The organism is Pseudomonas sp. GM55 (assembly GCF_000282395.1).
Taxonomy (GTDB): domain Bacteria; phylum Pseudomonadota; class Gammaproteobacteria; order Pseudomonadales; family Pseudomonadaceae; genus Aquipseudomonas; species Aquipseudomonas fluorescens_CC.
Genome location: NZ_AKJJ01000052.1, coordinates 1 through 12461, shown reverse-complemented (window position 1 = coordinate 12461; position 12461 = coordinate 1). Strand labels below are relative to the sequence as shown.

Genomic DNA, 12461 nt, shown 5'->3' with positions numbered 1-12461 from the left:
CCCCGACCTGCAAGGTGAAAACCGCAACGACGCTGACTCAGTCATGCAGCGACGCATTGGATTTACGATTGAGCCAGTACCAGGCCAGGATCCCGCCGGCACCGATGGCGGCGAGGACCAGCGCGTTGTACGGCGCCGGCACCACTCGCATGATCAACACGGTCAGCCCGGCCCCTACGCCCAGGGACACTTCCTTGACGAACATGTTGTTTTGCTTGACCGAGAAATAATCGAGGTAGCTGAAGGCGCATTCGGCGATCGACAGCAGCGCCACCCAGATCAACGCCCCGGCGAGGGTTTCGACGTGGAACGCGGCTGGCGAAGACAGCACGGCAAAGCCGCCGACGATGATCCCGATCACCGCCACGACCTTGAAGCGCCCGGTGCGTTCGATCAGTTTCATCACCGGCACCTGGGCAAACACCACCACGGCGCTGTTGAGGATCAGCATCAAGCCGTACCAGGCCGGCAGTTCGCCGGTCTTGAGCAGGATCGCCTGTGGCAGGATCGAGAACACCCCGAACAGCTTGATGCCCATGATGATCCCGGCAATTACCCAGGGCAGTTTGTTGCCCCAGTTGCTGCCGACCCGGCTGGCCGGGCGGGCTACCACCGGTTGGGTGGTGAATGTCGCGCCGAGGGCGATCGGCAGGCACAGCAACACGAACGCCGCCGCACCGAGGAAAAACATCGTAGGCGAGAGAAGCGGCGACAGCAGGATCAAACCGGCCACCAGGCTGCCCATGTTCATGGCCACGCGGTTGTAGGCTGCGCCTTCCTTGGTCTGCGCCGCTTCGCTCTTGATCAGGTACCCGGCAATGGCAATGCCGTAGGCAAACAGGGCGGCAGCAAACATCACCATGCCTTGATGGCTGGTCAACGCCAGCAACACCAGGCCCAGGCCGGCACACAGCAGCGTGACGCTCAGGGAGCGGCGGCCAAGCACCAGTAAAGTCAGGGGCAACAGCAGCAACAAGGCCCGATATCCAAGGGCCAGGATGCTGTTGGTGGCCGTGTCGAGCCAGACGTTGGCCTTGCCCAGCACCGCGAACAACGAGACAGCGGTGATAATCCGGATCGTGAATAAGCGCAGGTTAATGACCGGTTTGGCCACCGCGACCGTTGTTTCGACACCCATGCAACACCTCATGAACCGGGAGAATGCCCGCCGACAAAGGCCGACACCCAGAAAAGTCTGTAAGGGCATGGTAGTGAGAGAGGCTTGTCCTGATCAGGGCAAGTTCGTATAAAATCCAACGAACTTTACTGCCGCAGAGACCAGTAAAATGCAGGTTCAACGTGCAGTCATTGCCGCCATTGAATTCCAGCCCGGCATGCCGCTGGTGCAGCAGATCGTCGATCAACTGACCCAGGCGATCAGTACCGGTGGCCTGCCCCATGGCGCCAAGCTGCCACCGATTCGCGAACTCTCCGACCTGATGAACGTGGGCAAATCCACGGTGGTCGATGCACTGGACCGCTTGCGGGCCAAGGGGCTGGTGGTGTCACGCCAGGGTTCGGGGCATTACGTGCATCGCTCCAGCGCCGCGCTGCAAAGCGGCACCGGCCCGGACCTGCAACCCCAGGACACCCTGAGCGTGGTACGCCGCGCACTGCTGCTGGACAACGGCGCGCTGCGCCCCGGCTGCGGTTTTCTGCCGACCTCCTGGCTGCCCGCCGAAGAATTGCAGAAAGCCGTGCGCAGTACCCTGCGAGCGACGTCGTTGCGCATGGGCGAGTACGGCGTGGCCGGCGGTTACTTGCCGTTGCGTCAGGCCTTGCGAGTCAAACTGGCGACCTTCGGCATCGAAGCGCCGGTGGACCAGATCATCACCACCGCCAACACCATGCAGGCCATCGACCTGCTGATGCGCCTGCTGGTCAAACCCGGCGACACCGTGCTGCTCGACGACCCTTGCTACTTCAACATGCACGCCAACCTGGCGCTGCACGGGGCCAGGGTCATCACCATCGCCCGGGATTGCGACGGCATGGACCTCGACGCTTTCGAGCAACTGCTGATCGCCCACAAACCTGTGCTGTACATGACCAACAGCACACTGCATAACCCCACCGGCCACTCGTTCACCCCGGCACAGGTCTACCGCTTGGTGGAGTTGAGCCACCGCTACGGCTTCCACATTGTCGAAGACGATCTGTACTGCGACATCCAGCAACGTCGCACCCCGCGCCTGGCGGCCAGTGGGCTGGACAACGTCAGTTATGTCTCCGGCTTCTCCAAGACCCTGACCGCCAACAGCCGGGTCAGTTACACCGTGCTGTCGCCACAACTGGCGGCACGCATGGTCGCCCTGAAAATGGCTTGCGGCGGCGTGACCTCGGAACTGGCGGAACAGATCACCTGCACCATGCTCAGCGATGGCAGCTACGCCAAGCATGCGCGGCGTACGGTGGATCGGCTGTATGAGTCCAATAGCCGGGTGGCGGGTTGGCTGGCGGAGGCCGGGTGTTCATTGTCGTCGCTGCCAGGAGAAGGCGTGTTTATCTGGGCAAGACTGCCGGACGGCTTGCACGCCGAGACGCTGGCTCGACAAGGGCTGGAAAACAATATGGTACTGGCGCCGGGTACGCTGCTGAGCAAGGCACCGAATGCCGGCCAATTCCTGCGCTTCAACGTGGCTCACAGCGATAGCTTGCAGGTGCGCGAACGGTTTTTCCGCTTGCTCGACACTGCCCAAATATAACCGACACACCTCAAATCCTGTGGGAGCGGGCTTGCCCGCGATGGGGCCGTCACATCCAGCATCAATGTCGCCTGACACACCGTCTTCGCGGGCAAGCCTGCTCCCACAGGGGTTCAGCGTCGTACTTGAAACGGGCGGCACCATCGATCCAATGTGGGAGCGACGGTGCGGTGATCCGACCTGCTCGCGAAGGCAGCAACACGCTCCACCAGAATTTCACCCAAGAAAAAGCCCCGCTCTTCTCTCGAAGGCGGGGCTTTTCGATGCAGCATCTGAACCTTAAGGCGCGTACGTCAGCAACAACTCGGTCGGCACTTTGAAGTCCAGGGACATCATCACGCTCAACGCGGTAATGGTGAAGATCGAGAACACGAACAGCTTACGTGCCCAGACCGTGTCATCCACTGCCTTGTAGCCGGTCCAAGCCATGTACAGCCAGTACATGCCCATGGCCGCGGCGACGGCGAGGTAGCTCATGCCGGCGTAGCCGCTGAAGGTCAGCATCAAGGTCGCCACGAGGAAGGCCAGGATGTAGATCAGGATGTGCTTCTTGGCCACCTGGATCCCGCGCTTCACTGGCAGCACCGGAATCGATGCAGCCAGGTAATCATTGAAGCGGAAGATCGCGATGGCGTAGGAATGCGGCATCTGCCACAGGCTGAACATCACCAGCAGGGTCAGCGCGGCCATGTCGAAGGTGTTGCTCACCGCGACGTAACCGATCACCGGCGGCATGGCGCCCGACAGACTGCCCACCAGCGTGCCGTGAACCGACTTGCGCTTGAGGTACAGGCTGTAGAAGCCGACGTAGATGATGAAGCCGATGACTGCGAACAGCGCGGCCAACGGGTTGGCCACCTTGTACAACAGCGCAACGCCGGCGACACCCAGGACGGTCGCATAAACCAGGGCCAGTTTCAGGGAGATCAGGCCCTGGACCAGCACCCGGTTTTTGGTGCGTTCCATCTTCAGGTCGATGTCGCGGTCGATGCAGTTGTTGAACACGCAACCGGAGGCAACCACCAGGGACGTGCCGATCATGGCGGCCAGGAAAATGGCCAGATCGACATGCCCTTTGGAGGCCAGGAAAAATCCGCCTGCCACAGAAAGCACGTTACCGAAAATGATCCCCGGTTTGGTGATTTGGATAAAGTGCTTGAGGGACATGCGGACTTACCTCACTTCGCCATCATGAACGTGTGGATGCTGAACATGATCCACAGCGACAAGCCAACCAGCAGGACAATCACGATCGCGGCAAAGACAAACGCGATCACGTTGTTACGCTGCGCGGCCGAGCGGTCCAGATGGAGGAAGTACACCAGGTGCACCAGCACCTGGATGACTGCGAACGCGACGACGATCATCAGGGTGATCGACTTCGGCAGCGTCGGGTACATCACCAGACCGAACGGGATCAGGGTCAGGATCACCGACAGGATGAAGCCGATGGCGTAGGACTTTACGCTGCCGTGACCGGCATCGTGGCTGTCATGGCCATGTTGGGAATGAGCTGCGTTAGCCATTTACATAGTCCCCATCAGATAAACAACGGTGAATACGCAGATCCACACAACGTCCAGGAAGTGCCAGAACAGGCTCAGGCAGCTCAGACGGGTCTTGTTGGTCGCCGTCAGGCCTTTTTTCTGCACCTGGTACATCATGATCGCCATCCAGATCAGACCGCTGGTCACGTGCAGACCGTGGGTGCCGACCAGGGTGAAGAACCCGGACAGGAAGCCGCTGCGGTTCGGACCGTAGCCTTCGGAGATCAGCATGTGGAACTCGTTGATCTCCATGCCGATGAAGCCGGCACCGAACAGGAAGGTCATGGCCAGCCAGCCCAGGACCTGCTTCTTGTTGCCACGGAAGAACGCCAGCATGGCGAAGCCGTAGGTGATCGAACTGAACAGCAGCAGAGCGGTTTCGCCCAGTACGTATGGCAGTTCGAAGATGTCGTGGCCCGACGGGCCACCCGCTACGTTGTTAACCAGTACCGCGTACGCCGCGAAGATCGATGCAAACAGAATGCAGTCGGTCATCAGGTAGAGCCAGAAACCGTATACGGTCATCTCGCCCGAGTCGTGGTGATGGTCATCATGCCCATGTCCATCGACATGGGTGTGTCCAGCATTGGTCACTAAGTTCGACATGGTTTAAGCCTGTTCCAACGAGGTTTCAACACGGGTGGCAGTGGCCGGGATTTTCCCTGCCGCGACCAGACGCTTGTGCTGCTCGGCTTCGATGCGCTCGATCACGTCGACCGGCACCATATAGCCTTGATCATCACGGGCCGCGTGGATCGCGAAGTAGATCACGGTGCCTGCCAGGCTAGCGATCGCCAGCCACCAGATGTGCCAGATCATCGCGAAACCGAACACGGTCAACAGCGCGCCCATGACCACACCGGTCGCGGTGTTGTTTGGCATGTGGATCGGCTCGTACTTGGCCGGAACCTTGTACGCGGTGCCGTTTTCCTTGGCTTCGGTGAACGGGTCGACAACGTCGGCTTTCGGCAGCACGGCGAAGTTGTAGAACGGAGGTGGCGACGAGGTCGACCATTCCAGGGTGTGTGCATTCCACGGGTCGCCGTGTTCGCACATGTTTTCCGGCTTGTTGCGGTCACGCACGCTGACGTACAGCTGGATCAGCTGGCAAGCGATACCCACGGCGATCATCACCGCACCGAACATGGCGACGTACAGGTACGGCACCCACTCAGGGTTGGTGGTGGCGTTCAGGCGACGGGTCATGCCCATGAAGCCCAGTGCATAGAGCGGCATGAACGCGACGAAGAAGCCGCTGATCCAGAACCAGAACGCTGCCTTGCCCCAGCCTTCGTGCAGCTTGAAGCCGAACGCTTTAGGGAAGTAGAAGCCGAAACCGGCGATGTAACCGAATACCGCACCGCCGATGATCACGTTGTGGAAGTGCGCGATCACGAACAGGCTGTTGTGCAGAACGAAGTCGGCACCCGGGATGGCCAGCAGTACGCCGGTCATGCCGCCGATGGCGAAGGTCACCATGAAGCCCAGGGTCCACAGAACCTGGCTGGTGAAACGCAGACGGCCTTGATAGATGGTGAACAGCCAGTTGAACAGCTTCACACCCGTCGGGATGGAAATCAGCATCGTTGCCAGACCGAAGAAGGCGTTGACGCTGGCACCCGAACCCATGGTGAAGAAGTGGTGCAGCCAAACCATGAAGCCCAGGATCGAGATCGCGCCCGATGCGTAGATCATCGAGTGGTGGCCGAACAGTTTCTTGCCGGTGAAGGTCGAGATGACTTCGGAGAAGATACCGAACGCCGGCAGGATCAGGATGTACACCTCAGGGTGACCCCAAGCCCAGAACAGGTTGACGTACATCATCGGATTGCCACCAAGTTCATTGGTGAAAATGTGGAAATCCATGTAACGGTCAAGCGTCAGCAGAGCCAGGGTAGCGGTCAGGATCGGGAACGAAGCCACGATCAGGACGTTGGCCCAGGTGCAGGTCCAGGTGAAGATCGGCATGTCCATCAGCTTCATGCCAGGGGTACGCATTTTCAGCACGGTGGCCAGGAAGTTGACCCCCGTCAGCGTTGTCCCCAGACCCGATAGCTGTAGCGCCCAGATGTAGTAATCCATCCCCACGCCCGGGCTGTATTGCAGGCCCGACAGCGGCGGATAGGCAACCCAGCCGGTCTTGGCGAATTCGCCGACGCCCAGGGACAGGTTGATCAGCACCACGCCGGAAACCAGCAGCCAGAAGCTCAGGGAGTTCAGGAACGGGAAGGCAACGTCACGCGCGCCGATCTGCAGCGGCACTGCAAGGTTCATCAGGCCGGTGAAGAATGGCATCGCCATGAAGATGATCATGATCACACCGTGGGCGGTGAAGATCTGGTCATAGTGTTCAGGTGGCAGGTAGCCAGGCGAACCCTCGGTGGCCATGGCCAACTGGGTACGCATCATGATGGCGTCGGCAAAGCCACGCAGCAGCATGACCATGGCAACGATGATGTACATCACGCCGATTTTCTTGTGGTCGACCGACGTCAGCCACTCGGTCCACAGGTAGGTCCACTTCTTGAAGTAGGTGATTGCAGCGAACAACGCCAGACCACCGAGCGCGATCATGGAGATGGTCACCATGACAATCGGCTCGTGGAACGGGATCGCTTCCCAACTTAATTTACCAAACATCGTTTACTCCTCTGCCCCGGCAGCTGAATGCGAGTTCATGTCCGTAGCGGCCACTTCTTTCTCTTCTTTCTCGTGGTGCACCTTAGGACCCGGTTTCATGCCTTCGTACTTGTCGACGATGGTCTGGAACAGGTTCGGCGTAACCGAGGAGTAGAGCTCGACTGGGTTGTTCTGGCTTGGCTTGGAAAGGGCTGCGTATTCAGCTTGTTCAAGCTGTTTAGGTGCCTTTTTGACTTCGCTTACCCAGGCGTCGAAATCTTCCTGAGTCGTTGCGATCGCTTTGAATTTCATGCCGGTGAAACCAGCGCCGCTGTAGTTGGCGGAGATACCGTCCATTTCAGCGTTCTCGTTGGCGATCAGGTGCAGCTTGGTCTGCATGCCCGCCATCGCGTAGATCTGGCCACCCAGAGCAGGGATGAAGAACGAGTTCATCACGGCGTCGGAAGTGATCTTGAAATTGACCGGGGTGTGCGCCGGGAACACGATCTTGTTGACCGTGGCGATGCCTTGTTCCGGGTAGATGAACAACCACTTCCAGTCCAGCGCGACCACTTCGATGGTCACCGGCTTGACGTCGGATTCCAGCGGTTTGTACGGGTCCAGGGCGTGGGTCGACTTGTAGGTGACGTAACCCAGGGCAATGATGATCAGCACTGGAACAGCCCACACCGCGATCTCGATCTTGGTGGAGTGGTTCCATTTCGGGGTGTAGGTGGCGTTGGTGTTGGAGGCGCGGTATTTCCAGGCGAACAGGAAGGTCATGACGATGACCGGAACCACGACCAACAGCATCAGCAGCGTTGCGGTGATGATCAGGTTTCGCTCGTCCAGACCAACCTGGCCCTTGGGATTGAGCAAGGTCATGTTGCAGCCTGACAGCAACAACGTGCCGATCAGCGGCAATAAGCCTAGTAGTCTGGGGTACCTGTTTTTACTCATCTCACGACCTCTAAAGCAGCTTGCGCAATGCAGTTGGGTTTTGATCGCCAACACTTCACCCTGCCAAGGGTTGGCATTTTTCTTGGATTGAATAAGGGCATGCCCGTCGTGCGTCAGACGCGTTTCGACAAATCCTGGGCCTGCGGTGAGTTCTTATTCGAATTCGTGGTCAAAGGCCTTGTTACAGACCAATTCCATTTGGTGCGGGTAGTTGGAGACTCCGACACCTGGGCATCGCCTGAAGCCACCAGACTTCTCGACACCCTGTTCCTGCTCACGCCTGGTTAAGATTTGAGCAGTGCCGGGAATTCAGTGCGGGCGATTGTAGATATGTAACGTTTCATAAACCATGTCTCATCCCGAAATAATTTTTATCCGAACCGGCAACAATCATTAACCGTTTTCGCAAAAGTGGCGCATCTTATCGAAATTAATTCTCAACAAAAACACCAAAATTAGTAGGTCTTCCGCCCACAGTTCAGACAGTATCGGGCCCCTCTTCACTGCCCTTGACCTTGCCCTAGGCCCGGTATGACGGGGGCTCTGGCTATTCGCCAGACCGTGTTAAAACTGCCTGCTTGCGTTCGGAACGGAAAAAACCGGAAGCCTGCAAAACAGCCCAATTTCGTTACGTTTCCATGCACCAATCCGGCCTGCCCGAACGCCCTGCGACACCGACTCTGTGACAACATGTCGCACATGTGTCGCACCCACGACTGCCCTGCATCACGGTCTTTTTATCTGGCCTCTGAACTGTGCTCGGCAAGACAAAAAAAGCCCCGGTCCTCTCTGCGAGGACCGGGGCTTTTTTGTCCGACAATGCGTGGCGGCAGACGACCTCAGCGCAGCGCTTTGCGGTTACGCGACGTCAGCAATGGCACCAGCACCACAATCAGCACGAAGGCGACCAGCGCCCACTGCGCCAACGACAGACCGAGGATCGGCGGGTATGGCGTGGAGCAGAAACCATCGACCTGGAAGCCCAGCGGGAAGATCTTCGCCAGCGGCAACCCATCGACAATCGGTTGCAGCACATCGATACCGCAGCTGACCGCCGGATAGAACTGCGTATAGACGTGATGCCCGGCAACGCCTGCGCCTGCCAGCGCGCAGATCACCACCAGGGTTTCGAACACCGTGATGCTGCGGCGGGTGCGCATGGCCGCGCCGATGAAGGCGAAGATCGCGATCAGCAGCAACGCATAACGTTGCAGGATGCACAGCGGGCAAGGCGCCTCGCCCAGAACAATTTGCATGTACAACGCGCCGCCGATCAGCGCCAGGCAAATGATGCCCAACAACACCAGGTAGCGCCGTTCACGCCCCAACCGCATGGATTCATCGCTCATCGCGTTTCCCTTCAAGATTTCGAGTGCCCGCCAGTCTACACGCTGGCCCGGACCTTTGAGAGTCTGGAGCGTGTCGGGGGGATTCGGGGGAATAGACGACAAGGCGGTTAAGAAGGGATTAACTTTCCAGCTTTTTTCAGTTCAAGACCGAGGTGAAGCAATCGTCGGAGCGCCGCCCGGGGCAAGCCCGCTCCCACAGGTTTTGTGTCGTTCACATCAATTTTGATCGACACAAATCCCTGTGGGAGCGGGCTTGCCCGCGAAGAAGGCGCCGCGGTGGGGCTTACTCACCGCACCAACCGCTTACTCCAGTGCCGCTGCCGGCCCGAAGAACTCGTAACGGCTTTGCTTCTCCGGTACGCCCAGCGCCTTGAGGTGGCGTTTCACTGCGGCCATGAAGCCTTTTGGTCCCAGGAAGTAAGCGTCCAGGTCACGCTGCTCCGGCAACCATGCATTCAATTGCTGCTGGCTCAACAAACCGACCTTGTGCGCCTTCGGGCTCACACCGTCATCTTCGGAATAGCAGTAGAACCGTTTGAGTTGCGGGTGACGCTCGGCCAGGCCGTCGATCCAGTCACGGAAGGCATGCACACTGCCATTGCGCGCGCAGTGGATGAAATGCACCGGCCGCTGGGTCTCCAGTGCCGCTTCGAGCATCGCCAGGGTCGGGGTAATGCCGACGCCGCCACTGATCAGCACCAGCGGCTTGTCGCTGGCGGTCAGGGTGAAATCGCCCGATGGCGGGAACAACTGGATGCTGGCTCCGACCTGCAGCTGGTCATGCAGGTAGTTGGAAGCACGGCCACCGGCTTCACGCTTGACGCTGATGCGGTACTGGCCGTTGTTCGCCAGCGCCGACAGCGAGTAATTACGACGAACCTCTTCACCGTCGAGGATCAGTTTCATGCCGATGTACTGGCCGGGTTCCGCCATCAGGATCGGGCCTTTGTCCGCCGGTTCGAAGTAGAACGAGGTGATCTCGGCGCTCTCCTCGACCTTACCGGCCACAATGAATTCCCGCGCCCCGCGCCAGCCGCCGTGGGCCTGCTCCTTCTGGTCGTAGATGCTGGCTTCGGCACCGATCAAAATGTCCGCCAGCTGGCCGTAAGCCGCACCCCAGGCTGCGATCACTTCAGGGGTGGCAATCTCTTCGCCCAACACTTCGGCGATGGCCCGCAGCAGGCAGGTGCCGACAATCGGATAGTGTTCGGGCAGGATCTGCAGGGCCACGTGCTTGTTGATGATCTTGGCCACCAGGTCGCCCAACTGGTCGAGTTGGTCGATATGGCGCGCATACATCAATACGCCGTTGGCCAGGGCACGCGGCTGATCACCGCTGGCCTGGTGGGCCTGGTTGAACAGCGGGCGGACTTCCGGGTATTCGGAGAGCATCATGCGGTAGAAGTGCGTGATCAGCGCTTCGCCACCGCTTTCGAGCAGCGGTACGGTGGATTTGACGATGGCACGGTCTTGAACGCTCAGCATAAGGTGACTCCAGGTCTTCTTGGGTTGCTAACGGATTACCCTATGCTTATCAGTTTTCATGCCAAGTATTTAATCGTTATAAATCAATAAGTTGAAAACATAATAGTCATTTCGACACAGTCTGCCTTATAGTCATACCGACTACACGGAGTCACTATGACTGCAAAACCCCTGCTCACTGCCTTGCTGCCCCTGGTCTCCGACCTGTCCCGCGAACTGCCCGAGGGCGAGCGTTATCGCCGCCTGCTGGAAGCCATGCGCGCCCTGTTGCCGTGCGATGCCGCCGCCCTGCTGCGCCTTGACGGTGAATGGCTGGTGCCGCTGGCCGTCGACGGCTTGAGCACCGACACCCTCGGTCGGCGCTTCAAGGTCAGCGAGCACCCACGTTTCGAAGCGCTGCTCAGCGGCCCCGGCCCGACCCGTTTCGCTGCCGACAGCGACTTGCCTGACCCCTATGACGGTCTGGTCGATGGCCTGGATGATCACCTGGAGGTCCACGACTGCATGGGTTGCCCATTGTTCATCGACGAGCGGCCATGGGGTCTGTTGACCCTCGATGCCCTCGATCCGGAACGCTTCGAGCCCATCGAACTGGATGCCCTGCAAGCCTTCGCCAGCCTCGCGGCCGCCACGGTCAATGCCGCCGAACGCATCGAGCGGTTGAACAACCGGGTCGAAGATGAACATCAGCGCGCCGAGGTCTACCGCCAGGCCAGCGGCCAGCAGAATCGCGAGATGATTGGCCAGAGCAAGGCGCATAAACGTCTGGTCGAAGAAATCAGCCTGGTGGGCGGCAGCGACCTGACCGTGCTGATCACTGGCGAAACCGGGGTCGGCAAGGAGTTGGTGGCCCAGGCCATCCATGCCGCCTCGCCCCGCGCCGACAAACCGATCATCAGCCTCAATTGCGCCGCGTTGCCCGACACACTGGTGGAAAGCGAGTTGTTCGGCCATGTCCGCGGTGCTTTTACCGGGGCGATGAACGACCGCCGTGGCAAGTTCGAACTGGCCAATGGCGGCACGCTGTTTCTCGATGAAGTCGGTGAATTGTCGCTGACCGTGCAGGCCAAGTTGCTGCGGGTGTTGCAGAGCGGCCAACTGCAGCGACTGGGTTCGGACCAGGAGCATCAGGTCGACGTGCGCCTGATCGCTGCGACCAACCGCGACCTCGCCAAAGAAGTGCGCAGCGGCCGTTACCGCGCCGACTTCTACCATCGCCTCAGCGTTTATCCGCTGCTGGTGCCGGCCCTGCGCGATCGCGGGCGCGATGTATTGCTGCTCAGCGGTTACTTCCTGGAGCAGAACCGCTCGCGCATGGGCCTCAACAGCCTGCGCCTGAACAGCGACGCCCAGGCCGCGCTATTGGCCTACGACTGGCCCGGCAACGTGCGCGAGCTTGAACATTTGATCGGCCGCAGCGCCTTGAAAGCCCTGGGCAATTGCAAGGAACGACCGAAGATTCTCAGTTTGAGCGCCGCCGATCTGGACTTGCCCAATACCAGCATTGAAGCCGCTACCGAGCAGCCCGCTGACACCGTCACGCAGGTGGTGACCGGCGACTTGCGCGAGGCGACCGAAAACTATCAGCGCCAGTTGATCGGTGCGTGCCTGGAACGGCACAACAACAACTGGGCAAGCGCAGCTCGTGAACTAGGCCTGGATCGGGCGAATCTTGGGCGGATGGCCAAGAGGCTGGGGATGAAGTGACCCGGCATTGAATGGTGTGATTTGTTTTTTGTAGGAGCCGGCTTGCCGGCGATAGCGTCCTTAAGGGCGCCATCGTCGGAACGCCGCCC

At 59.5% G+C, this 12461-nt stretch carries 11 protein-coding genes; 3 read left to right on the top strand and 8 right to left on the bottom strand.

Annotated features, from left to right (window positions below; translation table 11 throughout):
- Positions 1 to 37: 37 nt before the first annotated feature.
- Positions 38 to 1138, bottom strand: coding sequence for a hypothetical protein (locus PMI31_RS14765; RefSeq protein ID WP_008018865.1), 1101 nt, complete (start codon positions 1136 to 1138; stop codon positions 38 to 40).
- A gap of 148 nt (positions 1139 to 1286) precedes the next feature.
- On the opposite strand from PMI31_RS14765, the gene PMI31_RS14760 reads away from it, so the two are divergent.
- Positions 1287 to 2705 carry an aminotransferase-like domain-containing protein gene (locus PMI31_RS14760; protein WP_008018864.1) on the top strand — a complete coding sequence of 473 codons (1419 nt, stop codon included), beginning with the start codon at positions 1287 to 1289 and terminating at the stop codon, positions 2703 to 2705.
- A gap of 279 nt (positions 2706 to 2984) precedes the next feature.
- Here PMI31_RS14760 and cyoE read toward each other — a convergent pair whose 3' ends face one another.
- The 5 genes from cyoE to cyoA are packed head-to-tail and all read right to left on the bottom strand — an operon-like array spanning position 2985 to position 7831.
- On the bottom strand, positions 2985 to 3872 hold the full coding sequence (gene cyoE / locus PMI31_RS14755; protein ID WP_008018863.1) for a heme o synthase: 888 nt from the start codon (positions 3870 to 3872) through the stop codon (positions 2985 to 2987).
- Positions 3873 to 3883: 11 nt separating this feature from the next.
- On the bottom strand, positions 3884 to 4231 hold the full coding sequence (gene cyoD, locus PMI31_RS14750) for a cytochrome o ubiquinol oxidase subunit IV (RefSeq protein ID WP_008018862.1): 348 nt from the start codon (positions 4229 to 4231) through the stop codon (positions 3884 to 3886).
- A complete protein-coding gene (locus PMI31_RS14745; RefSeq protein WP_008000700.1) occupies positions 4232 to 4858 on the bottom strand; it encodes a cytochrome o ubiquinol oxidase subunit III in 627 nt (208 codons plus the stop codon). It lies immediately after the preceding gene.
- 3 nt (positions 4859 to 4861) lie between these two features.
- Entirely contained in the window at positions 4862 to 6892 is a 2031-nt protein-coding gene (gene cyoB, locus PMI31_RS14740; RefSeq protein ID WP_008000699.1) for a cytochrome o ubiquinol oxidase subunit I, read from the bottom strand.
- Between the two features lie 3 nt (positions 6893 to 6895).
- Entirely contained in the window at positions 6896 to 7831 is a 936-nt protein-coding gene (cyoA, locus tag PMI31_RS14735; RefSeq protein WP_008018861.1) for a ubiquinol oxidase subunit II, read from the bottom strand.
- 27 nt (positions 7832 to 7858) lie between these two features.
- On the opposite strand from cyoA, the gene PMI31_RS14730 reads away from it, so the two are divergent.
- Positions 7859 to 8119, top strand: a complete 261-nt coding sequence (locus tag PMI31_RS14730; protein WP_008018860.1) for a hypothetical protein — start codon at positions 7859 to 7861, stop codon at positions 8117 to 8119.
- A 551-nt stretch (positions 8120 to 8670) separates the two neighbouring features.
- Here PMI31_RS14730 and PMI31_RS14725 read toward each other — a convergent pair.
- Positions 8671 to 9180: a disulfide bond formation protein B gene (locus PMI31_RS14725; protein WP_008018859.1), complete on the bottom strand. Its 510-nt coding sequence runs from the start codon at positions 9178 to 9180 to the stop codon at positions 8671 to 8673.
- 303 nt (positions 9181 to 9483) lie between these two features.
- The gene (hmpA, locus tag PMI31_RS14720; protein WP_008018857.1) at positions 9484 to 10665 is read right to left on the bottom strand and encodes an NO-inducible flavohemoprotein; all 1182 of its coding nucleotides are present in this window, start codon (positions 10663 to 10665) and stop codon (positions 9484 to 9486) included.
- A gap of 156 nt (positions 10666 to 10821) precedes the next feature.
- On the opposite strand from hmpA, the gene norR reads away from it, so the two are divergent.
- A complete protein-coding gene (gene norR / locus PMI31_RS14715; RefSeq protein WP_008018856.1) occupies positions 10822 to 12372 on the top strand; it encodes a nitric oxide reductase transcriptional regulator NorR in 1551 nt (516 codons plus the stop codon).
- The last annotated feature ends 89 nt before the right edge of the window (positions 12373 to 12461 follow it).